This is a genomic window from Nostoc sp. NMS9 (genome assembly GCF_017114995.1).
In the GTDB taxonomy this organism is placed as follows: Bacteria; Cyanobacteriota; Cyanobacteriia; order Cyanobacteriales; family Nostocaceae; genus Nostoc.
Window position 1 is genome coordinate 251,742 of the sequence record NZ_JABXKL010000091.1, and the last position, 25,734, is coordinate 277,475.

General features: G+C 38.9%; 24 protein-coding genes. 9 read left to right on the top strand and 15 right to left on the bottom strand.

Going from position 1 to position 25,734, the window contains the following annotated elements; translation table 11 throughout:
- Positions 1-5: 5 nt before the first annotated feature.
- Both HWQ40_RS30275 and HWQ40_RS30280 read left to right on the top strand, forming a co-directional pair.
- On the top strand, positions 6-4,181 hold the full coding sequence (locus HWQ40_RS30275) for a CHAT domain-containing protein (protein ID WP_292785472.1): 4,176 nt from the start codon (positions 6-8) through the stop codon (positions 4,179-4,181).
- A gap of 653 nt (positions 4,182-4,834) precedes the next feature.
- Positions 4,835-5,059, top strand: coding sequence for a hypothetical protein (locus HWQ40_RS30280; RefSeq protein ID WP_292785474.1), 225 nt, complete (start codon positions 4,835-4,837; stop codon positions 5,057-5,059).
- Between the two features lie 152 nt (positions 5,060-5,211).
- Here HWQ40_RS30280 and HWQ40_RS30285 read toward each other — a convergent pair whose 3' ends face one another.
- Together HWQ40_RS30285 and HWQ40_RS30290 are read right to left on the bottom strand one after the other, a co-directional pair.
- Complete coding sequence (locus HWQ40_RS30285; protein ID WP_292785476.1) at positions 5,212-6,588, bottom strand: DUF2079 domain-containing protein; 1,377 nt, start codon at positions 6,586-6,588, stop codon at positions 5,212-5,214.
- A gap of 48 nt (positions 6,589-6,636) precedes the next feature.
- A complete protein-coding gene (locus HWQ40_RS30290; protein ID WP_292785478.1) occupies positions 6,637-7,836 on the bottom strand; it encodes a hypothetical protein in 1,200 nt (399 codons plus the stop codon).
- A gap of 179 nt (positions 7,837-8,015) precedes the next feature.
- Between HWQ40_RS30290 and HWQ40_RS30295 the strand changes: the two genes are divergently transcribed.
- Positions 8,016-9,557 (top strand): glycosyltransferase family 39 protein, encoded by a 1,542-nt coding sequence (locus tag HWQ40_RS30295; RefSeq protein WP_292785531.1) that lies wholly within the window; start codon positions 8,016-8,018, stop codon positions 9,555-9,557.
- A gap of 42 nt (positions 9,558-9,599) precedes the next feature.
- Here the strand turns inward: HWQ40_RS30295 and HWQ40_RS30300 are convergent, their stop codons facing one another.
- The 3 genes from HWQ40_RS30300 to HWQ40_RS30310 all read right to left on the bottom strand — a co-directional run bounded on the left by HWQ40_RS30300 (position 9,600) and on the right by HWQ40_RS30310 (position 14,501).
- On the bottom strand, positions 9,600-10,799 hold the full coding sequence (locus tag HWQ40_RS30300; RefSeq protein ID WP_292785533.1) for a hypothetical protein: 1,200 nt from the start codon (positions 10,797-10,799) through the stop codon (positions 9,600-9,602).
- A gap of 336 nt (positions 10,800-11,135) precedes the next feature.
- Complete coding sequence (locus HWQ40_RS30305) at positions 11,136-13,148, bottom strand: DMT family transporter (RefSeq protein WP_292785480.1); 2,013 nt, start codon at positions 13,146-13,148, stop codon at positions 11,136-11,138.
- Positions 13,149-13,193: 45 nt separating this feature from the next.
- Positions 13,194-14,501: a mannosyltransferase family protein gene (locus HWQ40_RS30310; protein ID WP_292785482.1), complete on the bottom strand. Its 1,308-nt coding sequence runs from the start codon at positions 14,499-14,501 to the stop codon at positions 13,194-13,196.
- 671 nt (positions 14,502-15,172) lie between these two features.
- Here HWQ40_RS30310 and dxr point away from each other — a divergent pair.
- Positions 15,173-16,369, top strand: coding sequence for a 1-deoxy-D-xylulose-5-phosphate reductoisomerase (gene dxr / locus HWQ40_RS30315; protein ID WP_292785484.1), 1,197 nt, complete (start codon positions 15,173-15,175; stop codon positions 16,367-16,369).
- A gap of 202 nt (positions 16,370-16,571) precedes the next feature.
- Here the strand turns inward: dxr and HWQ40_RS30320 are convergent, their stop codons facing one another.
- The 6 genes from HWQ40_RS30320 to HWQ40_RS30345 all read right to left on the bottom strand — a co-directional run bounded on the left by HWQ40_RS30320 (position 16,572) and on the right by HWQ40_RS30345 (position 18,578).
- A complete protein-coding gene (locus tag HWQ40_RS30320) occupies positions 16,572-16,994 on the bottom strand; it encodes a type II toxin-antitoxin system VapC family toxin (RefSeq protein WP_292785486.1) in 423 nt (140 codons plus the stop codon).
- A 27-nt stretch (positions 16,995-17,021) separates the two neighbouring features.
- The gene (locus HWQ40_RS30325; RefSeq protein ID WP_292785488.1) at positions 17,022-17,396 is read right to left on the bottom strand and encodes a hypothetical protein; all 375 of its coding nucleotides are present in this window, start codon (positions 17,394-17,396) and stop codon (positions 17,022-17,024) included.
- Positions 17,397-17,665: 269 nt separating this feature from the next.
- A complete protein-coding gene (locus HWQ40_RS30330; RefSeq protein WP_292785490.1) occupies positions 17,666-17,917 on the bottom strand; it encodes a type II toxin-antitoxin system HicA family toxin in 252 nt (83 codons plus the stop codon).
- Positions 17,910-18,098, bottom strand: a complete 189-nt coding sequence (locus HWQ40_RS30335; protein WP_292785492.1) for a hypothetical protein — start codon at positions 18,096-18,098, stop codon at positions 17,910-17,912. Before HWQ40_RS30335 ends, HWQ40_RS30330 begins: the two co-directional genes overlap by 8 nt.
- A gap of 60 nt (positions 18,099-18,158) precedes the next feature.
- A complete protein-coding gene (locus HWQ40_RS30340; protein ID WP_292785494.1) occupies positions 18,159-18,395 on the bottom strand; it encodes a type II toxin-antitoxin system Phd/YefM family antitoxin in 237 nt (78 codons plus the stop codon).
- 51 nt (positions 18,396-18,446) lie between these two features.
- Entirely contained in the window at positions 18,447-18,578 is a 132-nt protein-coding gene (locus HWQ40_RS30345; RefSeq protein WP_292785496.1) for a hypothetical protein, read from the bottom strand.
- A gap of 108 nt (positions 18,579-18,686) precedes the next feature.
- Between HWQ40_RS30345 and HWQ40_RS30350 the strand changes: the two genes are divergently transcribed.
- The 4 genes from HWQ40_RS30350 (at position 18,687) to HWQ40_RS30365 (ending at position 20,515) form a co-directional block, all read left to right on the top strand.
- The gene (locus HWQ40_RS30350) at positions 18,687-18,962 is read left to right on the top strand and encodes a BrnT family toxin (protein WP_292785498.1); all 276 of its coding nucleotides are present in this window, start codon (positions 18,687-18,689) and stop codon (positions 18,960-18,962) included.
- A complete protein-coding gene (locus HWQ40_RS30355; RefSeq protein WP_292785500.1) occupies positions 18,946-19,212 on the top strand; it encodes a BrnA antitoxin family protein in 267 nt (88 codons plus the stop codon). The genes HWQ40_RS30350 and HWQ40_RS30355 overlap by 17 nt, the downstream gene beginning before the upstream one ends.
- A gap of 155 nt (positions 19,213-19,367) precedes the next feature.
- Complete coding sequence (locus tag HWQ40_RS30360; protein WP_292785501.1) at positions 19,368-19,898, top strand: hypothetical protein; 531 nt, start codon at positions 19,368-19,370, stop codon at positions 19,896-19,898.
- Positions 19,899-20,317: 419 nt separating this feature from the next.
- Positions 20,318-20,515, top strand: coding sequence for a hypothetical protein (locus HWQ40_RS30365; RefSeq protein ID WP_292785503.1), 198 nt, complete (start codon positions 20,318-20,320; stop codon positions 20,513-20,515).
- Positions 20,516-20,745: 230 nt separating this feature from the next.
- Here HWQ40_RS30365 and HWQ40_RS30370 read toward each other — a convergent pair whose 3' ends face one another.
- Positions 20,746-21,246, bottom strand: coding sequence for a thioesterase family protein (locus HWQ40_RS30370; protein ID WP_292785505.1), 501 nt, complete (start codon positions 21,244-21,246; stop codon positions 20,746-20,748).
- A gap of 116 nt (positions 21,247-21,362) precedes the next feature.
- Here HWQ40_RS30370 and HWQ40_RS30375 point away from each other — a divergent pair, with 116 nt between their 5' ends.
- Positions 21,363-23,432 carry a CHAT domain-containing protein gene (locus HWQ40_RS30375; RefSeq protein WP_292785507.1) on the top strand — a complete coding sequence of 690 codons (2,070 nt, stop codon included), beginning with the start codon at positions 21,363-21,365 and terminating at the stop codon, positions 23,430-23,432.
- Positions 23,433-23,813: 381 nt separating this feature from the next.
- Here HWQ40_RS30375 and HWQ40_RS30380 read toward each other — a convergent pair whose 3' ends face one another.
- The 3 genes from HWQ40_RS30380 to HWQ40_RS30390 all read right to left on the bottom strand — a co-directional run.
- Complete coding sequence (locus tag HWQ40_RS30380; RefSeq protein ID WP_094350113.1) at positions 23,814-24,158, bottom strand: DUF1815 family protein; 345 nt, start codon at positions 24,156-24,158, stop codon at positions 23,814-23,816.
- A 705-nt stretch (positions 24,159-24,863) separates the two neighbouring features.
- A complete protein-coding gene (locus HWQ40_RS30385; RefSeq protein ID WP_292785509.1) occupies positions 24,864-25,505 on the bottom strand; it encodes an IS630 family transposase in 642 nt (213 codons plus the stop codon).
- On the bottom strand, positions 25,424-25,734 hold a 311-nt coding region (locus tag HWQ40_RS30390; RefSeq protein ID WP_292785511.1), incomplete at its 5' end, for a hypothetical protein. The genes HWQ40_RS30385 and HWQ40_RS30390, both read right to left, overlap by 82 nt.

Here is a 25,734-nt window from a genome sequence, read left to right on the forward strand (position 1 = left end):
TGAAAATGCCAAGTCAAGATTACAAATGGAAGCGGTTCTGGTGTCCTCGGTCAGGTCGCCTTAATCTAGCTGATGGTGGTTATCTGTGCGACCCAGAAGAGAAGTGGGGCAAAATATACAATCCAGATTTAGTAACCTTCGAGGCTATATCCGACTTACCATGTTTAGCGCTCTTGGGTGAGCCAGGAATTGGTAAAAGCCATACTATAGAGGCAGAGAAAAATGAAATTATTAGCGAAATTCAAAAACAAGGTGGTCAGGTACTTTCGTTAGATATCCGTTCCTATGGAAGTGAAGACAGACTAGTTTGCAGATTATTTGACAGCCCAGAATTTACTCAATGGTTAAAAGGCACTCATCAGTTACATATTTTTTTAGATAGTCTTGATGAATGCTTGCTACGAATAGATACATTAGCAACGCTCCTAGTTGACGAGTTCAAACGTTATCAGAATCATATCCAGCGTTTACATCTTCGTATTGCCTGTCGAACGGCTGTTTGGCAACCAGTCCTAGAGGAAGGACTCAAGCAAATTTGGGGTAAAGATAGTGTAGGAATTTATGAACTAGCTCCACTTCGGCGTGTAGATGTGAGTAAAGCCGCAAAGATTGAAGGCATCGACAATCCTGAAGCATTTCTAGAAGAAATTAACAGGAAAAATGTTGTACCTTTGGCTATTAAACCAATTACATTAGAATTTCTGATTAAAACTTATCGTAGCTACAATGGTAAATTTCCTCCTAATCAAAGGTTGCATGAACTTTATCTTGAAGGATGTCTCTGGCTTTGTGAAGAACGGAATAAGAGCCGGATTTCATCGAAATTAAAAGGTAATCTTAAGCGACAACAACGTTTAATTATTGCGGCTAGGCTTGCAGCTATCACAATTTATGGTAATAAATTTGCTATCTGGATTGGTATTCAAAGTGGTGTTCCAAAAGATGACGTACTCATTGAGAAGATATGCCAGGGAACAGAAAGCCTTGATAGTAAAGAGTTTGAAATTAGTGAAGAAGCTGTTGAAGAAGTTTTAGATACTGGTTTATTCTCATCTTGTGGTGAATTAAGTCGTATGGGATGGGCACACCAAACCTATGCTGAATTTCTTGCAGCATGGTACTTAGTTCAGCACGAAACACCTTTGAATCAGGTAATGAAACTGATTGTTTCACCTGAAGATCCTGAATGTAAGTTAATCCCACAACTTCATGAGACAGCAGCATGGCTAGCTAGTATGAGGACTGACGTACTTCAGGAAATTATGAAGACTGATCCTGATGTACTGTTGCAAAGCGACATACCTACAGATGCAAATCTTCGAGCAGCAATAGTTGATAACTTATTAAAACAGTATGAGCAGGGAAAGCTATTTGATTCACATAGAGATAATTATCCCACATACGAGAAGTTTAAACATTCCGGGTTAGCTGTACAATTGCTTCCATATATTCAGGATTTAAGCAAGCCAATCGATGTACGAGATGTAGCGATAGACATTGCTGAGGCTTGTAAGGTAGATGAACTTCAGGAGGAGTTGGTAAACCTAGCACTTGATTCATCCCAATCAATTTACCTACGAGCTAGTGCAGCAAAAGCAATCTGCACAGTTGGTAATGCGAGTGCAAGATTGCAGCTGAAGTCTCTGATTTTTAGTCAAATGCCAGAAGACGAGGATGACCAACTTAAAGGGTATATTTTCAGAGCCATTTGGTCAGGTCATCTACCAGCAGAGGAATTGTTTAATGTCTTAACTCCACCTAAGAAGAGAAACTTTACAGGATCGTATCGAGTATTTCTTGACTTTGAACTCGTACCAAAACTACAGTCATGTGATTTGCTAGTTGCTCTTAAGTGGGTCGAAAAGCAAGGTCTTAGGTGCTTTGGACACTCATTTGAAAGACTTGCAGATGCGATAATGCTAAAAGCTTGGGAACATCTGGAATTACCTGACATAGCAGAAAGTTTTACTAAAGTCGCTCTAATACAGTGGAGAGAACACCAGAAAATCATAACTTTCGACAACGAGATCCAAGCACAATTTGAATTATCACTTGTTAAGAATGTTGAAAAACGGCGCAAGCTTATTGAGCAGGTAGTTATAATAGTTTCCCAATCAGGAGAAAATATATATTTTTTATTGCATTCATTAACAGAAAATATCCTTTCAACAGAAGATGTTTTTTGGATGCTCGGAAAACTTCAAAATGTTGATTCTCAGCAAGAGCGAATTTGGGCAGCGCTAATTCAGTGGAAATTTAATGGTCAAGATGTAAAGCAGAGAGATGCTATTTTTACAGTTACTCAGACTAATAATATCTTGCATGGAGAATTTGCACTTTATTTTGCAAGACAGCCTGAAATACTGAAGGCTGACTATCAAATGATGCAAGAACAACAGAATAATAGACAAAAACCTATTTTAGACCCACCACCTAAAGAACGAGTGCTTCTATTTTTAGAGCAACTAGAGTCAGGAAATCTATTAGCTTGGTGGCAAATAAATATGGAGATGATGCTTAAGCCAGATAGTCAATTTTATGAACAAGAGCTTGAATCAGATTTAACAAAACTTCCTGGATGGCAAGAAGCTAATATAAAAACTCGTGAAAGAATTATCAACGGCGCTAAAAAGTATATTCAAGAATATAATCAAGTAGCTTATGACTGGATAGGGACAAATACGTATGATCGTCCAGCATTAGCTGGCTGTAAAGCTTTACTATTGCTTTTACAAGAAACTCCAGAATTTTTAGACACTATATCATCTGAGATATGGCAACGGTGGGCATCTGTTATTGTTGCCTTTCCTCATAGCAGCACCACCCAAAGAGAACATTACTACACCGAATTAGTTAAGCGGGCATACATAAATGCTCCCTCTGAAACCCTAAATACACTGCTGTCCATTATTAATAAGGAGAATGAGGAACATGGCTATATCTTTATTCTTAATAAATTTGAGAAATGCTGGGATGAGCCTTTCAAAGCTGTTCTTTTAGAAAAGGCTAGAGATACAGCAATTAAACCTCAATGTATGGGACAGTTACTTGAAGAACTTTTAAAGCGTGAATCGATTGGAGCTAGAGAGTTTGCTAAATCCCTTGTTTCTATTCCTCTACCTTTAGAAGAAGAAGCACACCAGAAAGCTGTAGTTGCAGGTAGGGTATTAGTTGAATGTGCAGAACCTACTAGCTGGGCGGTTATTTGGTCGGCTATCCACCAAAATACAGACTTTGGGCGAGAAGTATTTGAAGCAGTCACTTACCGCTACTCGCATGGTTTGCATTTGAAGCTGACTGAAAAACAGCTAGCGGATTTATACATCTGGCTAGTTTGTCAGTATCCTCATGCTGGAGATCCTGATTACAGTAATGATGTTCTTGCTCACAATATGGGCGCTAGAGAGAGCGTTGCTAACTTAAGAGACAGTGTTTTAACACAACTTAGGGAAACTGGGACATCTCAGGCGTGTATCGAGATTGAGCGTATTGCTGAGGAGTTTCCTGAATTAACGTGGCTTAAAAAAACGTTGCTGAAAGCTCAGAGCGTTAAACGGCGAAAAAATTGGCAACCACCTCAACCAGAGCAGATTCTTCAGATTGTTAGCAAAAAGGAATCACAGACTATGAAAACAATTCTGATCTTGGCATCCAGCCCAGTTGATGAGGCAAGATTACGCTTGGATAAAGAGGTGCGTGAAATTGATGAGGGATTACGTCGATCTCAGAAGCGTGACCAATTCAGATTAGAGAAGAGAGGGGCTATTAGGACTGATGATATACGTAGAGCTTTATTAGATACTCGACCACAGATTGTCCATTTCTGCGGACATGGAGCTGGAGATGAAGGACTAGTGATAGAAGACGAAGAAGGTAAATCAAAACTAGTGAGTACAGAGGCTCTCGCAAGTTTATTTGAACTGTTTGCTGAAGACGTAGAATGTGTTCTTCTGAATGCTTGCCTTTCTGAGGTGCAAGCAAACGCAATTGTCCAGCATATTAATTATGTAATTGGTATGAGTGATTCAGTGGGAGATACTGCTGCGATCAAGTTTGCTACAGGATTCTATGATGCTCTTGGAGCAGGGAAGTCAATTGAAATAGCTTATAAATTTGGATGTAATGCAATTCAATTAGAGAACATTGCAGAGCATTTAACTCCAAAATTGAAGAAAAAATAGCTTAATCACCTTTCTGGTAATCAGAAAACCGCCTCTTCAATCACTATCATCCAACCTTATACCTTCAAGTTTTAACCTCAGAACCCGAAACTTAAACTTCAGAAGCTCAACGTTCAAGCAAAAAGGTGCAACTTCCGAGTTCAGAGGCTCAACGTTCAAGCAAAAAAGTGCAACTTCCGAGTTCAAAGGCTCAACGTTCAAGCAAAAAGGTGCAACTTCCGAGTTCAGAAGCTCAACGTTCAAGCAAAAAGGTGCAATTTCCGAGTTCAGAAGCTCAACATTCGAGTAAAAAGGTGCAACTTCCGAGTTCAAAGGTTAAAAGTTGAGATTTTGAAGGCGATCGCAGACGCATAATATCTCAAAAGCTAGACTCGTCGCCAAACTTGGCAACCGCTTCAACCAGAGCAGATTCTCCAGATTGTGAGCAATAAGCCAAAAAATCAAAGTGCATCTATATTTGAGGCACTTCAAAAAGTTTCAGATCAGTGGTGGGTTGCTTCATTTGTGAAAGCAATTGAGGCTGCGGTGAAAGGAGAATAAACTAAGTTGAGTAAATAAAGCGATCGCCTTTCAAGCCTCATCATCTAAACTCAGATATGCAAGAAACAGGTAAAATTAATAGAATAGTAAAACAAAATTTTCAACCGTAATATATGCCGATATCTCCATCAGATGGTTCTGAGAACCTGTCAACCGCCATTCAGTTCAGCGAGATATCCAAATTAAATAAACTTTCTTTTGATCCTGATGCTCCTCCTATTTGGGAATTAGTAGCTGAAATCTCTGCCCAAGTCCCTGATGAAGAATGGCAAAAACTACCTACAGACTTAGCTAGGAGATTTGATTACTACCAGAAACAAAAACAAGGAAAAGATTGATGCGGGTTGTGTTTGCAGATACAGGGTATTGGGTTGCGTTGCTTAATCCTCGTAATGATTTACATAACAAAGCGATTAATCTCTCAAAAGCTTTACAGCCTGCTCATATTGTCACCAGTGAAATGGTCTTAACTGAAGTACTGAATGATTTTTCATCTTTTTTCAAAAAGATATACATCATCTTGTTGATATTCCAAGTTAAAATTTGACTGATTTTTCAATATATTTACTAAGTTAAAAAGAGATTCTGAAGTTGCAGCCCAACCTGGATGGCGAACATTAAGCAAGACATAATGAAACTTATTCAATTCAGCAATATCTTGAGAAGAATTATATTTAAAACTAATCAACTCTCTGTGGGTTAAATGTGGAGTAATTATATCTGTAGTTAAAACGCTATCTTTAGTCTTCACTAAAGCGATCGCCTCTTTTGTGGCTGCCAAATTATCTATATTGTGGAGATATTTTGAGCTAAAGAAACCATATTTACCGAAAACTAAAAACCAAACTAAAGACCACAAAATAATTGCTTTTCTTTGTTTTAGCCATGCTTTACCTGCTGCTAGGCTAGCAATTAAAACTAAAATAAGAAATGGAATTGCTGGTAAAGAGTAATGTAAAACTAGATTTTTTTGTGAGGGATGATCGGCGAGTAAATTTAGTGCTATGCAAGGAATTATACTTATCAAAGGCATGAGATATTGTGGTCTTAAACCCCAAATAACAGGTAATAGTAAAAAACATAAATATTCTAAGTTTAGAATTGAAAAAAGGTTGTTAAGTATGATTTGTGGTTGAAAAAGTAATATTTGTACCATTTCGGAAAAGGAGTTTCCCAAATAGCTATAGCGATAAAGATGACGGTTCAATAACGCTGCTTCGCTACCAAAATAAGGGATGATCATCCAGTTAGCAATCAAAAACCATATTGTCCCACTAATAATTGCGATCGCACCATATAAACGTCGCTTTTCAAACAAGAGTAACCAAATTCCCATCGCCACTACAGTCAGTGACAGTACAGCCTTACAACCCAATACCACAAGAATACTGACGCAAAACCAAGCTATTTTTTTCGATCTAGCAGTCAAAACTGCTGTCAAAAGTGCAGGGACTGCGATCGTATCTGGGTGAAAATCACAGAGATTGCTATTGTAAACCACCGGATACATTAGATATACAGCCATAATGGCGACTGCTAAATTTTCTTTTAAACTGGCTTGCAATGCAAGAAAATATGTAGATAAAGCACCTAACCCTAAAGCAATAGACTGTACTGCAAATAGCCAATAAACAGTAGGGTAAATTTTGTACAATAAAGCCAAAGGATATAAAATCCAAGCAGCATGATCGGCTAAAACATGAAAACCAAGTACAGAAGAAACTGGCGGTTTTCCTTGACTAATTAAGTAAATACATTGGTCAAAAAATGCTAAATCCCCAGATGAATTAAATAATTCGTGTCGGAAGCTGCTGGAGATAAATAAAATTAAGGTACTAATGCCTATAATTACTTTGATATTATTCATTTTTGACAACTTTCTGTTATTTAAATTCTACTTGCCTTACTAATTTTTTTATTTAAGATTAGAAGAAAATCCAACTTGTAATTTTGGATAAATCAGATCGCACTTTCGTACAACAAACCAGAGAGCAAAACCTAAAGGGACTGAAAATAACTTGATAAATATGGGAGTTCCCAAGTAACTAAATAATGATGCCATTTGCACGACTATAGCTACCCAAAAATATCGAGGGAAGTAAAAGGCAAAGATAATTGAAAGAATATCAGCAGGATAAAAATACCTCTGGTGCATTTTGGGCAAAATATATGGCATAAACAAAACTGAGATGGTGGCTAAGTGTATCAGTCTGTCTTGAGTAATTTCTAATCTACTTTTATAAACAATATATGCTAATAAAAATATTGCAGATACAGTTAACGTTAAACCTATCGGGACAACAATATTATAAAAATTGTTAGGAATCCATTGATAAATATTAGGTACACCTTTAGCCAATTCTTTGTATTTATTAGCTTGACTAAAGTAGATTAACAGCAATTCTTGTATAGGTCTTCCCATAACCCAAGGTGGTAAAACTGCAATTAGATATACTGCTGGAATTAATGGTAAATAATACCAATGAATTCTTTTTTTTAATAAAAGAGCTAATAATAAAGGTGCCAAAAACATTGCTTGCAACTTAAAAGAAAGCCCCACACCAAAACTGAGTAAGGCGGGAATTTCTTTCTGAATACACAAAAAGTAAATGCAAGCAATTATCCCTGCTGTATAGATGCTGTCACATTGACCCCAGAGCGCACTATTATATATAACAGTCGGACTCAAAATAACTGCCAAAAAAGCAAAGATTGATTTACTACTCTCTGGGTATTTTAGTCGAACAATTTTGTAAGTCAAAAAGCCACAAAGAAAATCAACAGCCATTGCAAAAAGCTTGATTGCAAAAATTTTTGGTAATCCAGACAGCAGGGTGGCAGCAATTAAAATCCAGTAGAGGTAGGGGGGTGTATAATCGGCAAAACTATATTTAAGAGCGCTAAATCCGCCATGAGATGCGATGAAATCATACCAAGGTGCTAAAAAAGATTTATAATCAGACGATTGATTAGGAACACAAACCAATCGGATCAGCACTGCCAAAATAATTCCAATAGTTAAGTATCCAGAAACCGGCGATGGAAAAAGGTTTAATAACCTATTAAATGGAGATTTCACTAATCTTAATAATGTCTTGTCTGAAGCTTTTGTCATAAATTGTATCTGTTATTCAGAAATTATGAAATCATGTCAAAGTACCTATTATTTCAGCAAAGGCTGAACAAAACTTTGCTGTAGCATAAGACTGGTTTAAGAAGCTGCTATGATGCCATATAAAGCAAGTTTTCGTGGGTATATCCTAGAGGTTTGAGATGATTATCCCGATTTTAGATATGCGTCTATTCCGAGAAAAAGAATGGTTATTTAGCTTACTGGTAATATCTCTATTTCTATGGCTGATATTTTTGGGAAACTCCCCTTTACGAGATTGGGATGAAGGTACTGTGGCACAGGTTGCCCGAGAAATTTGGCGTGCCCCACTTGGTTCAATGCATTGGCTTTACCCCACTTTGGGAGGAGAACCTTATTATAATAAGCCACCCTTGATGCACTTGTTAATTGCTTGGACTTACTCTATTGGGGGCGTGAATGAGTGGACAACGCGTCTAGCGGGTGCAGTATTAACTGCTTTGGGAGTGCCTTTGCTTTACTTGGTGGGATGTTTGCTTTTTAACCAAAGTTTACCAGCTCTGTTTAGCGCTTTAGTTTACCTGACGATGTTACCTGTGGTGCGTCACGGAAGGCTAGCAATGCTAGATGGTACAACTATTACATTTTTCTTGCTGCTGTTATTTTGTTTGCTAAAAGCACGTCAGAATCGTCGGTACGCTCTCGGTGTGGGATTTTGTCTAGGGTTAATCACTCTCACGAAAGGGATGATGGTTTTGCCGCTAGGAGCGATCGCTTGTTTATTCCTAATTGCAGATCGGCAGTTTGCTTTGTTAACAAGCCCCTATTTATTAGTGGGAATATTTTTAGGAAATGCACCAGCGATCGCTTGGTTTGCTGCTCAATGGCAACATTATGGCGAAACTTTCTTCCAAGTGAACTTTCAAACACAAACCTTTGATCGCCTTACACAATCTGTTGAAGGTCATAGTGGGCCACCCTGGTATTATTTAATTGAGTTAATTAAGTATAGTTTTCCTTGGCTACTATTTTTACCAGGAGGTTTTTATCTAGCTTGGAAAAAACGTCATACTACCTGGGGTGGCTTAATTATTATTGGTACAATTGTATACTTAGGAACTATCTCTTTAATGAGAACTAAGCTGCCGTGGTATGTTATGCCTGTATATCCATTTTTAGCTTTGGCAATTGGTGCTAAACTTAGCGAAATTTGGCAGTACGGTCATTTTAAGGTGCGAAGTTTGACAATATTTCTGGCTATTATTGCTATTGCTGGCTTCGGAGGTTGTGTTTACTTTATTCTTGCAAAGAAAGAGCCTATTTTAATAGTCATGAGCATTGTTTTAGCAATAAGTATGAGCATCGCAGCATGGCTAATTAAACAGTGCGATCGTAACTTTATTCCAGTGTTATTTTCTGGGATGTACTTAGTTTTAGCAATGTTGATGAGTTCACAATCATGGATTTGGGAATTAAAGGAAGCTTTTCCAGTTAAACCTATAGCAGAATTAATTCGGGCAAATGTTTCAACAGGAACACAAATTTATACTTCTTTTGCTTATGGGCGTCCTAGTTTAGACTTTTACTGCGATTGTAAGGTAACTCATGCAACTGTCCCAACTTTACAACAAATGTTATCTAATAAATCTTATTTGTTGTTAGACAATGGGGCTTTACAGCAAATCAATTTAACTGGTAGTAAAATTATCGGATCAGCTAAAGGATTTACACTGATTTCACCATAAGTTAAATATCTAAGATATCTTACTTTTTTAATCTTAATTAATTTATCCTTTAGGTACATATTCTCTAAAATTTAGCTTTGGATAAATCAGATCGCACTTTCGCACAACAAACCAGAGAGCAAAACCTAAAGGTATTGAAAATAACTGGATAAATATGGGAGTTCCCAAATAGCTGAAAAATGATGCCATTTGCACAACTATAGCTACCCAAAAATATCGAGGAAAGTAAAAGGCAAAGATAATCGAAAGGATATCGGCAGGATAAAAATATCTTTCGTGCATTTTGGGCAGAATATATGGCATAAACAAAACTGAGATGGTGGCTAAGTGTATCAGTCTGTCCTGAGTAATTTTTAGCTTACTTTTATAAACAATGTATGCCAATAAAAATATTGCAGATACAGTTAATGTTAAACCTATAGGAACAACAATATTATAAAAATTGTTAGGAATCCATTGATAAAGATTAGGCGCACCTTTAGCCAATTGTTTATATTTATTAGCTTGGTTAAAGTATACTAACAGCAATTCTTGTATCGGTCTTCCCATCAACCACGATGGCAAAACTAAAATTATATATACCGCCGGAATTAATGGTAAATAATACCAATTAATTCTTTTTTTGACCAAAAAAATTAATAATAAAGGTGCTAAAAACATCGCTTGCAACTTAAAGGAAAGTCCTACACCAAAACTGAGTAAGGCAGGAATTTCTTTTTGAATAGATAAAAAGTAAATACAGGCAATCAATCCGGTTGTATAAATGCTGTCACATTGACCCCAGAGGGCACTATTATATATAACGGTCGGACTTAAAATAACTGCCAAAAAAGCAAAGGTTGGTTTACTACCCTCTGGATATTTTAGTCGAACAATTTTGTAAGTTAAAAAGCCACAAAGAAAATCAACAGTCATCGCAAAAAGCTTAATTGCGAAAATTTTCGGCAATCCAGAAAGCAGGGTGCCAGCAATTAAAATCCAATAGAGGTAGGGGGGTGTATAGTCGGCAAAACTATATTTAAGAGCGCTCAATCCGCCATGAGATGCAATGAAATCATACCAGCGTGCTAAAAAAAACTTGTAATCCACTGATTTATTTGGAACACAAACCAATCGAATCACCACTGCTAATATAATCCCAATAGGCAAGTATCCAGGAACCGGGAATGGCAGAGAGTTTAAGAACCTATTAAACGGAGATTTCACTAATTTTAATAATGTTTTGTCGGAAGTTTTCATCATAAATTGCATCAGTCCAGTTGACCGTGTCCAAATAGTACGGCATATTTTAAGTTGGTGAAGTATAAAAGTACTCCACCCGTGCTGCCATGCACCCTCCACTTACCAAAAGGAAGGGTTGGCGAGGGGTGTACTTTATTTACTTGCAAAGCATTGTAAATCAAGAGATAGACTATTGTAGAGACGTTGCAATGCAACATTCTACCAAAGGATATATTGCAATTATTAATTGAATTGGTATTGATTTCATCAAAGTTTTGTAATTTGGGGAAGATGCTCACCTTACTTATACAAATTAAACATCGAACAGCTTATCTGTGTTTACTACCTGTCATAATGCTATGAGCCTTCATGCGTTGCTGGAACAATTGATTGACTAGATTGGGCTAGATAGATACCCGCTAAAACTACAGCAAAAGTCGCCCAGTCAAACAAACCTACTTGTTCTGAAAAAATGAACCAAGCAAAAATAGAAGCTAGGACTGGTTCTAGAAGAAGCGTGACGGCGACAACGCCTGAAGAGATTCTGCTGAGGCTATAAGCCAAAAGTCCCTGACCCAGCACTTGACAAAAAAGAGCTTGGAAAATGATGAAAAACCAACCCGTCCAGGAATAAGGAAATAGTCTATTTTCGAGGAATGGGAGGACTGGTAGTAGAAACATTGTTGTCACTCCACAGCGCCACAGCATGATAGTTGCAGTGCTAAACCTGGTTCGGAGCCGTTCTATCAGCAACATACACGTAGCCATGAAAACCGCAGTTAACAATGCTAATGCATCACCTAATATTTGATCAGTTGCAAATTGCACCTTATTGAGTTCAAATGCGATCGCTCCTCCCAAAGCAATGACCAGACCAATCACGAATCTGTTGTCGAAACGCCGACCAAATAATAGATACCCAGCCAAAGCAACAAATAAGGAGTTCAAATTAGACAGTAAAGCCACGTTGGCAACACTAGTTTGACTCAGCGACCAAGCCCATAATAAAAGATAGGTTCCAGCAGAGGTTCCCATTGCCAACAATAGCCACACTTCTTGACTTGTAAAAGGCTTCTGTTCTATGGATTGGTTATCAAGCAAGGCAGAAGTAATATTAACCGACGCTCGCGGACTCGCTAATGCGCTATCTATCTCCTGACTCCTGCCTCCTTCAATAGATTGTTGGTAGCGGAAAGCCTCAAGTCCATTCCACAGCCCAAAGACAACTGTCGCAATCCAACTGCGATGAAATACTACAGCATTTGCACCAATTTCTTGTTGACACAATTTAGTCAGAGATGGTGCTAAAGATATGGGAATTAGAGCAAACAATAATGAGACAGTTCCTAATAAAGCTGGTGTTTCGGAGAATTGTTGCTTTAGTAATGACAGTTTGATCGTCATACTTTGAACGAAAGTGTTAATTATATTTTTGACTGATTCTTGGAACGGCAAATTAACAGCCTCTTGGCTAGATACGGCTAAGTATAAACCCATTAAAACTACAGCGAAACCTACCCAATTTGAGAAAGTTAATGTTTCCGAAAAAATTACCAGAGCGAAAATGCCGCTAAATACTGGCTCTAACAGATGCACTAAGGAGACAACCACGGAGGAAAACTTGGCAAGGCTATAGGTCAAAAGCCCATGACCTAAAACTTGGCAAATCAGCGCCAAAAAAATTACCCAAAGCCACCCACTGACTGTAGAAGGAAAAAGCTGATCTTGAGTAAACAAAAGTACAGGGAAGATAGCTAAAGCCGCGATCGCACAGATCCACAACTGAATTGTGGCCGGAGAAAATTTGGTTCGTAATTTTTCTACGATCAGCAGGTATGCACTTAAGAAAACCGCCGAAACGATCGCAGCCAAGCTTCCTTGAACCTCATCTGTAGCAATTTGCAACTCCTCAAATTCAATAGCGATCGCTCCCCCAAGGGCAATAATCATCCCAATCAGGAATTGGTTCTCAAAACCCTGACGAAATAACAGCCACACCCCTAAGCTAGTAAATATGGGAGCGAGATTATGCAACACACTAGAAATCGCAACGCTAGTTTGAGTCAGCGACCAAGCCAACAAAACTAAAGTGGCAGCCCAAAGAATACCAGCACCTAGCAATAGCAAAAGATCCTGACTGGTATAGGGTTGCTGTTCTATAGGTTTGTCTCCAGAAAATCGCTGCCGTATTGCCTTGTATCCATGCCAAAGCAAGAAGACCATACTAGCAAGCCAAAAGCGATTAAATACAGTGGCACTGGGGCTGAGTTCAATTTCGCTCAATTTCATAAAAATAGAGCCAAAAGATATGGCACCTACACCTAGAAATAATGAAGCGATCGCTATCTTCGTTTGATTGGATACATTCATTAGGAAATTTAAATTCAATTTCTTAGCAATAATGGATCGAACCCTCTAACCAACCCAATGCTCTTGGGCAAATCCTATAGCTATTTTGGCTAGTAGTGTCACAAAAGCGCCCAATATTAAATATCCCTGACGAGGATGGCGAGATAACAGCACACCAATGGCTATATTCAAAGGCACAATACCGTAGGCGAGACGGCTTAAGGAGATAGTGCCTCCAGAAGCTAGCAGCAAACCAATACCACAAAAGCCATAAATAACTGTAACTGGGGTCAGTTGCGTGTGTAAGCGCCACAACACATAGCCACCACCTAAGACCATGAACAAGTTGAGGAAGTTATTGATCCACTGTTCGCTTGCCAGAATCAACAAAAAGAAGACTAAACCATAAAAGCCATAAAATAATTTTACAGAACTAAAACGTTGATGGAAATGCCATAAAAGATAGCCACTGGCAACAATCACGCCAAATAACAAGAGATACCAGGGGTCTTGAATCGCACCAGAGGAGTTTTGAACCCAGCCAAATTGCCAATTTTTACTGCCAACGGCAATTTGCATGAACATATTTAACCAACCCTGCCAATCAAACCCCAGAGTTGGTCGCCATCCCCGCTGTGCTTCGATAAAAGCTAAAGGGTCGCCAAAATAAATCGCACAATACAAACTGAATAGAAGTATGCCAATAGCAGTAGTGAAACTAGCTATATAGGCAACGGGTGGTCGGCGTTCTTTCCAGGCTGCGATCGCCAATGCTGGAATTAGTGCCATACCTGTAGGACGTGTTGCTGTCGCCATCGCGCCCCAAAAGGCAGTCCAGCCATACTGCTTTTGATCGAACGCCCGCAAAGTTGCCGTACTCAAAAACAAATACAGTCCCTCTGTGTAAATCACCCCCGTAAACATCGAAGCTGGATACAAAGAAAGCACAGCAGTCACCCAGTGCGCTGCATTGATGCCATGATGCTCCTTGACCCAAAAGTACAAACAGTAAAGTGCTGCAAAAAATGCCAAGTTGTTGATTAATGTGCCTGCCAATTCAAACGGTAAGCCCAACTTCATCAAAACCCAGATACTTAAGGGAAACAGGGGAAAGAAGGCCAGATTATGTTGCTTGCCGTCATTCACAAATTCATAACCAGAAGTTGCGATCGCTCGGTAATGCATACTATCCCAGGCATCAAAAACCCCCCAGCCAAAATGAGGCAAAAATTCCTCTGCTGGTAACGGTAGTTTTGGCGCAATCAGCAACATAGCTGTCCAGATGAATATTCGACTGGCAAGCCATATTGCTGCTGGAAACAGGAAATCATTTTTCCATAAAACTTTTTTTATAACTATCTGAACTTTGACCATAGGGTTGAGTGCTTCAACAAACTCCTTTGTGCATCCTTTTACCTATGGCTGTAACACAGCAATTTATGAGTAATATTTTGCATATTAAATCCTCCACCAACACAATTGACAAACTGGACAGATTAGCGATTAATTGAAATTATTTCCTATTTGGTTACTTTTGCCAATTTTTTCGGAATTTATCTTTTAAAATATAGTATTTATAAATACTATATTTGTCTAGTTACAGCAGTAACCAGATGGGTAAGGTACAGAAAGAAAAATTATTCATGTAGGAGCGCATAGCTAGCTGTAGGCCCCTATCCGTGTACCTCATTCAAATGAAAATCGCTATATATGAATAATGAGCAACTTTAGTACTTTAAGTAGAAGGGCTTGATTAAATTAAAGCTTGGAGTAAGCGGCTTTAGTCCTTGAGAATCTTACATAGAGCGATAAATCAGTCACTACGAACAAAAGTTTTATTTTACCTTTAATTACGTCTATGTACTTGTAGCTAACAGTCTATCGAGTTGAAGTTAACGGATTGGAACTGTTGCAGGGACAAGGACACGGGGAAACTTCTTTGTCTACTTGCTTCTTTGCATCAGTGTATTGATTATGGTGATTGCTGTGATTAAAGAGTCCCAAGCAATTTATAGTGGGAGTTGTCTGTAAATCCTTAAGCAATTGTGAAAGCGATTACTCTTGTTGGTTCCACTGGTTCTATTGGTACTCAGACTTTAGATATTGTTACTCAGTACCCAGATCAGTTTCGGATTGTGGGATTGGCAGCTGGGAACAATGTAGAGATGTTGGCTGCTCAAATTCGGCAGTTTCGTCCGAAAATAGCAGCAATTTGCTCAGAAGATAAATTACCAGCGCTCAAAGAAGCTATCATTGACCTCGATCCCCAACCGATTCTACTCGCAGGTGACGCCGGGGTGATAGAAGTAGCCCGTTACGGTGATGCCCAAACCGTTGTCACTGGGATCGTTGGTTGTGCTGGTTTGCTACCCACGATCGCAGCTATTGAAGCTGGTAAAGATATTGCCTTAGCGAACAAAGAAACGCTGATTGCTGGGGCCCCTGTGGTTCTACCCCTAGTCGAAAAACATGGTGTAAAATTACTCCCTGCTGATTCCGAACATTCCGCAATCTTTCAATGCCTCCAAGGTGTCCCCAAAGATGGCTTACGGAAGATTTTGCTCACTGCATCTGGTGGAGCTTTCCGCGACTGGGATGTAGAAAAGTTAGCAGATGTAACCGTTGCTGATGCCCTCAAGCATCCGAATTGGTCGATGGGGCGGAAAATCACAGTAGACTCTGCTACTTTGATGAATAAAGGACTGGAAGTAATTGAGGCTCACTTTCTGTTTGGGTTGGATTATGAGAATATCGAAATTGTCATTCATCCCCAAAGCATTATTCACTCACTGATTGAACTGCAAGATACTTCAGTTTTAGCTCAACTCGGTTGGCCAGATATGCGCTTACCCTTACTGTATGCCCTATCTTGGCCCGATCGCATCTACACCAACTGGGAACGACTAGATTTAGTCAAAGCTGGAAATTTAACCTTCCGTGAACCAGATCACCAGAAGTATCCTTGTATGCAGTTGGCTTATGCTGTGGGTAAAGCTGGTGGTTCGATGCCAGCAGTGTTGAATGCCGCAAATGAGCAAGCTGTAGCTTTATTTTTAGATGAAAAAATTCGGTTTTTAGATATTCCCCGGTGTATCGAATGGGTGTGCGATCGCCATCAAAATGATAACCGTGCAAATCCCTCTTTAGATGACATTTTGGCAGCAGATAAATGGGCAAGACAAGAAGTTTTAACAGCGACTGAAAAGTTAGAAACTCACTCGCGGATAATTTCTTTGCGATAAAAACCTTTACTCAGGTACCCAAAAAGCAGATTTTCTGGCTCTTGACCAATTCTTGTTTAGCCTTCAGCATTAGGCTGAAGGCTAACGGTTAAATTCAGGGGCGATAATTAGTGCAAAAAAAGCTACCTCAAGGGAGTGCCCTCCCACAAATCCCAATAAATGCGTAGATGCGGAGCGGCTTGTCGTCAGACATCGCAAAGTCTTAAGGTATTGACCAATCCACAATTTTTAAACCAGGAACTTTTTCAAAATCTTTACGGTTGCGTGTTACTAATGTAGCACTTACAGAAAGCGCAATGGCTGCTATTCTTAAATCTTGTGTACCAATACGAATTTTTGCTGCACGTAATTTTTTATAAATATCAAATGCTGCTTCATCGAAATCAACAATATTCCCTTGACATAACCGATTAAATGTTTCTTTCAATAAAGCGTAAGCTGTGACTAATTCTTGTTTTGATTTTGCTCGTTTGATAACATCTAAACGACCGTACATCTGCTCGACAATAGTTATTATTGTGACTGAAATTTCTGAAGGATTGATAGCAGCTACTTTGCTAATAACAACTGGATGTCCTCTTTGTAGTAGGGAAATATGGTCAGTATCAAGCACCCATAGTGTCATTTTATTTATACCGAACCAAATATTATTCTACTCGTGTGGAAAATCATCTTCTATATTTTTATCTAATTCATGTCTATAGCTTTCAATAGCTTCGAGCATTTGTTCAAATTGTGGGTCATGTTTAAAAACTCCAGCCATTTCTAACCAAGGATTTTTCGGCTCAAGAGATGGTAATTTGACAGGTAAAGAAACAATCTCTGCTCCTGCTAAATGGATTTCTAGTCGTTGCTGAATTTGGCTTAGGGCTGTTGCGCGATCGCTTGCTTCTACTTGTAATTCTGGTAAACCTGGAACGATCGCAATTGTTCTCCCATCACTACCTTGTTTAACAATAACGTTTACTAATACTTCGCTATTGTCTTGGTTTTTAATTTGTGGTGTTGCAGATGAGAAAGAATTCATAACGATTGTTTAGGCATATTTTCTTTAATTGTAAATGAAATAGCCCTGGTATAGCACTTCTCCAACATCACAAATGCGATAACTACATTCAACTATACGCGTAGACGTGTAGCGGCTTGTCGTCAGACATCGCACTCTTTGCAAAATCACTACACTGCATAGCCTTAAGGCTTGTCTGCAATTTTGATGGTGAGGAAATGTTCTCTAAATACAGCAAATCTACAATATATCTGGTCTAATAGTAAAAAAACGTACAAAAAAGCTGGTATTTAGCTTGCTAGCTTGTTCAAAAAATTGTTGAAGCGATCGCTATCCATCAAGCCATTTTCCGACAGTATTCGTCGCACTGCAACTAAATGCAATGTTCTGACATACGCTTGTTGCTCGTAATCAGGCAGAACTATTAATGTACCAGATGATGGATGCTGGTAAATCTTTTGAGAGCCAAAGGTCTGCATTGTTACAAACCCTGTCTCTAAGAGCAATTTCTCTAATTCGGTGAATTTAATTTCTCTAACCATTATGACGAATCACTCCTTGTAACTGGCTGAGAACATCCTTTTTAAATTTAGCAAATATTTTGATCGCCTGTCGATTTAATAGGTTGTCTTTAGATAAACGAACAGTTAGACTATCACCAACCTTAGATAAATCGAATCCTTCAAAGCTTTCAAAATATGCTTGTATATATAACCGTCTCAACTGATGTACTGGTTGCTTATTGGATGTAAAAAGGTGCAAGAAAGCTTGTGTATAGGTAGATCAATACCTTGCCTCTTGACGTAAACTTTGAATAATTTCTACATTACTGGCTAGTGTTTGAGATTGGGTAGCTCTTAGTTTGTGGCGAGATATTAAAGGTTGAGGGATATCTGAGATTGATGACAACCGAGCGACGGGTTTACCGTGACTAATAATCACTATTTCTTCGCCATTTTTAACTTGGTTAAGTAGTTGATTTATGGTAACAGATAGATCAGTAATATCTATTTTTTGCATAATATTAGGCGATCGCACTCACAGTCTGTATATCTATTTTTTAATCCTATCTCAACTTGTCAATGAGCGCGATCGCCCTCCCAGAAACCCCAATAAATGCGTAGCCGTAAGGCTTGTCGTCAGACATCGCACTTTCTCTTCAACCCCAATAAATGCGTAGCCGTAAGGCTTGTCGTTAGACATCGCACTTTCCCATCAACCTCAATAAATGCGATCGCTTCTACGCACTCCATCCCAAAGTCCAAGTCGGTGTAGGATAGCAAAGGCAAATATTTTTGGTATATACTATAAATGCGTTTTGAGTGGGACGAGAATAAAGCTGAGTCGAATTTTTTGAAACATGGTATTCAATTCAAGGAAGCTGTAACAGTTTTTGCTGACCCCTATCTCCTGTTTACGGAGGACTCTAGTCATTCTGAGCGAGAAGAAAGGGAATGGGCAATTGGTGAAATGGAAGATGGCTCAATTGTTGTGGTTGTTTTTACCATGCGAGGTGAACGAATTAAGATAATTAGTGCAAGAAAAGCGACAAAAAGGGAGTGTCAACAATATGAGTCAGGAACCTGAGTTTCCTTTTGAGAGGGCAAGACGAGTTACACCAGAAGAAAACCAAAAATTCAAAGATGCGATCGCAGATCAGTTTGGGATTATACCGAGAAAGCGTGGACGACCTGCTAAGGATGAAGAGGAAAAGTATGAGCCGATTTCTATCAGATTTCATCCTAAAATCATAGCCTGGGCAAAAGAAGAGGCAGAAAAGCGAGGAGTAGGCTATCAAACGGTTATCAATGAAGCACTATTGGAGAAAATAGGCTGAAACTTTGCGATCGCACTCTCCCATCAACCCAATAAACGCGATCGCACTTTCTCCTCAACCCAATAAATGCGATCGCACTCTTTCCCATCAACCCTAATGCGATCGCACTTCCCCAACATCACAAATGCGATCGCACTTCATCTCATCAACAAGAAATGCGATCGCACAATTTCCAAAACCTAATAAATGCGATCGCACTCTTTCCCATCAACCTAAATGCGATCGCACCAGCACCAGAATGGAAAAAATTCTCTCCAGATGAAGGTAAATTCTCTATTCTCATGCCGGGTGAGGAAATTTCAGACATCACACCAGATAAAAGTGAAAAGCCTGACATTATTGAGTCTACAAAAATGTATCTGAGTACTAATGAAACAAATGTATTTATGGTTAGCTATGCTGACTTTAACAGTTATGTGACTCAGATTCCTTCAAGTGAATTATTGGATTTCGCTCTACAAGGGATATTAGAAGATGCGAAAAAATTACTAAGTCAGGAAAATATTACTCTAGGTGCATATCCCGGCATAGAAATGAAGCTGTGGGATGAAAAAGAAGGAATTTTTATGACGGGTAGAGTTTTTATTGTTAATCAACGGTTGTATATACTCTTCGTTGGAAGCGATAAAAATCCTCAAGTCAGTGATGTCAGAAAGTTTTTTGACTCCTTCGAGTTGATGCAGTAATTATCTTACTAGTTGCCGAATAGATTTTTTTAGCAACTATTAGGACTCCTGTCTGATTTCTGAACAAAATTTAAAATGAAACCCTGATACAACAGCCTTTTCAGTCTCAGTATGTTTTCAAAAATCAAATCGGAGTCCTAATCTAACTCTTGTATCTTGTGATTATTGATACAAAAACTTTAAAAAAGTCTTTCCAGTAATTCTGCCAAATTGCCAAATAAGTTGCCTTTTACCCGAATAATTGGATCATTTTCAGCTAATATGGCATTGGCACAGTTAGACAAAAATCTTAGCTTTAGTATCTATTCCAAATTAGGTCTAATAGCTTTAGCAGTAGTAATTTTTACTTCAGATAAAAATTTACCCTTTCTAAATAAAGACCTTCTCAGACAAGGGCAATTATTAAGGAATTAATATATATGATTATTACATTGATTGTAGCTTGGATAGTCTTCATAATATTATGGAAATTGCTGAAAGCAACCGTGAGCACTGCATTAACTCTTGCGGCAATCCTTGTTTTATTAAATATTAGTTTTGGCATTACTCCCCAAGATATTTGGCATTACGTAACGCAGTTTGCTCAAAATCTGTCGCAGATCCAAACTGGGAAGTAACAATATATACTTCCCTTTTGCTAATAAAAGGTGAAGCTTGAAGAAGAATTCAGAAACCTAAATTTAGGAGTTGGAAAAAGAAAGTGAGGGATTCAACGGAAAGTCAGACTCCACTTCTGAATTTTGACTCCCGGCTCCTGAATTCTTTTGCGATCAATATGAAATGACAAAATTTTTAACTTTGATGCAACTGGCGTCAAAGTTTATGTGGTGTTTACAACCTTTGTTGTTCAATTATTATTTAATACTGAAATTTTAGCCAATGCATCCTTAAAACTCGGCGGCAACTGACGCATAATCTTGCCTCTTTCGCGATCTAAAGCCACTAATGTCACCTTGGCAGTGACGTACAATTGTTGTCCATCAGTTGAGACAATGGCATAGTCCCAATTGATTCGCACACCAGTCACCTCAGCCATGCGGGTTTTTACCAGCACTGCCATACCCAATTGAATTGAACGGTGATAGCGCACCGACAGTTCTACAACTGGTAAATCGCAGCCTATAGCAACTAAATCAGCAAATTCAATCCCTATAGATCGCAAGCATTCAATCCGCGCTTCTTCCATCCAAGCTATATAGGAACCGTGCCAGACAAGACCGGCATAGTCTGTGTGGTGGGGTTGCACTCTGACAGGATATTCAAACCAATTCCCAAACTCGTGACTCGATGGATTGTCAAGAGCGCTGGTTGGTGGTAATTTTGGTTGACCAGGTTTTTCTTCTGACATCTTCAAATTTCTTAGTACCTATAAATTTTCCAAATTATTGAATAGCATAAAAATTAATTGCGTTGCCGGACTTATTGATTTAATATTTACCTTCCGAGTATAGGGAGTGTTTTGTTATGCAGCTTAATCTCGGGCATGTGAGTGTTGTTACTTTATCTCTACTTAACTTACTAGGTTTTGGGATGGTGTATCCAGACAATAACCAGGTAAACACAAATACAAGGTTGAGGTACGACTCTGGAGAAAAAGCTCAAGCTTTACCCAAGAATAATCAACTCTCAGAAATTGCAAGGCTTAACAAAGAAGCTATCGAAGAATCTCGGCAAGGTCAATCGAAAGAAGCGTTGCAGAAATTACAGAAAGCATTAGGCATCAGCAGAGACCTTGGAGAGCGCTCTTGGGAAGCGGTAACATTCAACAATATTGGCAGAATCTACCAAAGTCAAAAAAAGTATTCTGAAGCACTTCAATCCTATCAGCAAGCCTTATTAATTAACAAAGAACTTGGGGATCTGGTTCGACTTGGCAAAACCTACAGTAACATAGGTTACTTATTCGATATCCAAAACCAACCAGAGTTAGCAATTTTTTTCTACAAGCATTGCTTGATTAATCGTGAGAAAGCTCGCTTGAATCCATCAGCACTGAGTGCGCCGCAACCAGATGCTTACAACATAACTGTTAGCCAGACATATCGCATTTTGGGTGAACGATTGCTGAAACAGGAACGTGTTGCTGAAGCACAAAGGACAATGGATTTACTCAAAGTTGAAGAACTAGAGGAATATCTCCAGACAGTGCCAGGTAATCAACGTACTGTCAAAGGTATTAATATAGCAGCAACAGAAAAACCAATTAAACAAAAGCTTGATCAAAGTGTGGATAATGCTGTTGTGCTGGGTAAAGAACTGACAACATTACGTAAAATTTCCCCCCAACAGCGATCGCTTGAACAGAAACAACGTATCGAACAACTAGTCTTAAATCAACAGCAACTTCTAGATGGATTTAACGAATTTATCAATAGTCCTTCAGTGAAAGCACAGGTAGAGCAAATTAGTCGTACAGCTAGGCGGCAAAATTTGGATTTGGAAAGTCTCAACGAACTTCGGGATAACTTGGCGCGATTGCCGCAAAAATCGGCACTATTCTACCCACTGATTTTAAAAGATAGTTTGGAATTGGTCTTGGTAACTCCTGAATCCCCACCAATCCATCGCACCGTTGCTGTAAAACGCGAAAACCTTTATCAAACAATTGATGCTTTCCGCCAAGCTTTAATCAATCCCAGTCGAAATATCAAAGCACCTGCACGCCAATTGTATGACTGGCTAATTAAACCGATAGAGAAAGACTTGAAGCTATCAGGTACGCAAACTCTGATTTACGCCCCAGACGATCGCTTACGCTACATTCCTTTAACTGGTTTATATGATGGTAAACAATGGCTAGTGCAGCGCTTCAATGTGAATCACATTACATCTGCTAGTCTGACTAACTTAAACACCCCAAAACAATCGACTTTGCGGGTTTTAGCAGGTGCTTTTACTAAAGGTAATTATCAAATCAAAGTTGGGAATCGACAGGTTGCTTTTGCTGGCTTACCCTTTGCAACGCGGGAGGTGGAAAGTCTGGCAGCTGCAGTTCCTGAAACTACGAAGCTTTTAGACGATGCCTTTACCCCTAGAGTCGCTGTACCCCAAATGGATGATTATACAATTGTCCATTTAGCGACTCATGCAGCCTTTGTAGTGGGTAAACCAGAAGATTCGTTTATTTTATTCGGAAATGGCGATCGCATTAATTTTAGAAATGTCGCCACTTGGTCACTCCCGAATGTAGATTTGGTAGTGTTGAGCGCCTGTGAAACCGGCTTGGGAGGCAAGTTAGGTAACGGTGAGGAAATTTTGGGCTTTGGCTATCAGATGCAACAAACCGGTGCAAGAGCCGCGATCGCCTCTTTGTGGTCTGTAGATGATGGTGGTACGCAAGCACTCATGAGTGCTTTTTATGGTATTCTCTCTACTGCGAAGCTGACTAAAACTGAAGCTTTACGCCAAGCTCAAGTCTCATTAATTACTGGAAACTGGAAGGAAATAAGTCATAATGCACCCGTAGCAGCAGTTAATGACTTTAGTCATCCGTACTATTGGGCACCCTTTATTTTAATTGGGAATGGACTTTAGGTGTATCGCATCTGACATGATACAGCAAATTTGAAGCTGGTGAGGTACACAACGATTCGTCTGTTACCCAAGTATAAAGCGTGTTTTACTCCTGTTAGCGCAGCGAAGCGTAGCCCATTCTGTATTTTGAATTCGCATTTTGATGAGATTATGGCAAAAGAGGAACGCTCAATTACCCAACCTCTGACTTTGGTGAGTTTTAACACCTTCAGCTAGAGGCTGAAAATCCGGCTCGTGAGATTTTGGCAGATACAAAAAAACATGCGATGGGCCAGCCATAGCCAATCACTTAATGGTAATGGAGAAATAGGTAAGAGCGATCGCTAACTAAGCCACTATTACCGATAATCAATTTCTAATTTGCTATCGACCTCTGAAACCTTAATACTTCTTGGCAAGAGTTTTAGAGCCTGTATCACTTTGCATAGATTGCTTGACAAGATCGGCCAATTCATCTAATTGGCTAATTGCCTCTGCACCCTCTAGCTTCATTAATTCGCGGTCATCTCGCATTTCCGTCCAAGTAATGCCGTAATCGGACACTAAAAATCGAATCAGATGGTTATCACCTAAGCTAACCATAAACGATGCACTATTCATTTGGTCGCCACAGGTATAGCAGGATGCAGGATACCCACGCCGCTCTAATACAATCGCCAAGGCTTGCAGGTTCATTACCAAGTCTTGGACGAATTGTCGATGTTGATGTGCTAGTCTCAGAAACACTTTTATCCTCCAGACACCACAGTAATTTGAGTTTCTTTTATATTTTCTTTAGATTTTCTCACCCATTGGTATTGTAGACTATTCATTACAATTACCAGACAGATGATATTGAGTCGTTAATTGACTACCTTGTTTAGGGTAGTGGATCGGGATTTTGAGGGCCGTATCAAACTATTCAGTTTGCAAATCCAAAATCTCGGACAGAATTGCTAAATTTAACTATATCTTTATACACTTCTGTCAGAGTAGATTCCTACAGTAAGCGATCCGCTTTAAGAGTAACTTAAATCTAGCACTAGTCAACTACAGAAAACCTACAGATTTGGTTATTATTGGCTATGTGCAGTCAAATAAACTGTTATTAGAGGCCATAATGTAGTTTTGCATAGTTATAGTGTCTCTTGCTTAGATATTTAATCTGTTCTCTTTTTAACGTAGATTTTGGTATAGACAAATGATTAGTTATACCAAATTCGTTCCTCCTATATATATAAAGTTAAGCAGATGACAGTGCAAATTATAGATTAAGTAGTTGCGAGGTAATAAATGCAATACTTTATACAAAGCTAGCGTAGTTAGTAGACAAGCGTAAGTGTAGAATCCACAATGGGAAAACTTAACACTGACAATACCTAAACTCAGCAGGGCAATGTTGCCATTTAGGCAATATTTCCAGGTATTTTGGGATTACAGCAGTTCCGGCTGTTATGAGGTACAGTAGCAGCAATTAGCAAACCAGTTTCTTAAATGTTGAGGATTTATTAAGTCGAGTGCAACTGATATTAGTTTATCAACCATTTCTGTTGTAGTTGGAGCAAAACTGCGTAAAAAAGATTTGAGTTGTGACCACCATAATTCAATTGGATTAAAATCGGGAGAATATGGGGATAAACAAAGAACTGAAGCGCCGACAGCTTCAATCATTGGCACAATTGAATCGAGTTTATGCGCGGATAGATTATCCATTACTACCACCGCTCCTGACCATAACTCTGGCACTAAAAACTTCTCAACAAATACCTCAAAAGCTTCGCCATCCATTGAATTATTCATTGTCATTAATGCGACTACTTTTTTAATACTAATTGCTCCAATTACTGTAACTTTTGATCCACGATAGAAAGGGTTAAGAGAGTAAGCTCTTGTTCCAATTTGTGAACGGGCATGAGTCCTTGTTAAACCAAGTAGAACGCCAGTTTCGTCCAAAAATACTAAATTTTCTGGCTCTATATGTTTGACCTTTTCCCAAAAATCTCTTCTTTTATTCAGGACTCTCTCCGTGCCTGCTTGGGTACTCCGCTTTGTTTTTTTTTCCGATTTAATCCTAATTTCTGTAACGCACGACACATTGCACTTCGACCTACGAAATTGCCAGTCTTGTCTGCAAATAATTCACACAATTCTATCAATGTTGCATCTGGATGTGATGCAACTAATTCTGTCAACTCTATATCAGCATTTATTAGATGACTAAATTGTGGCTTTCCTCGCGGCTTGGATTGTAAATTTCCTTCAACTTTTGGTTCTTCATTACTTGTTATGCTAAAGTAATAAATTAAGTCCAGTTTAATAAACA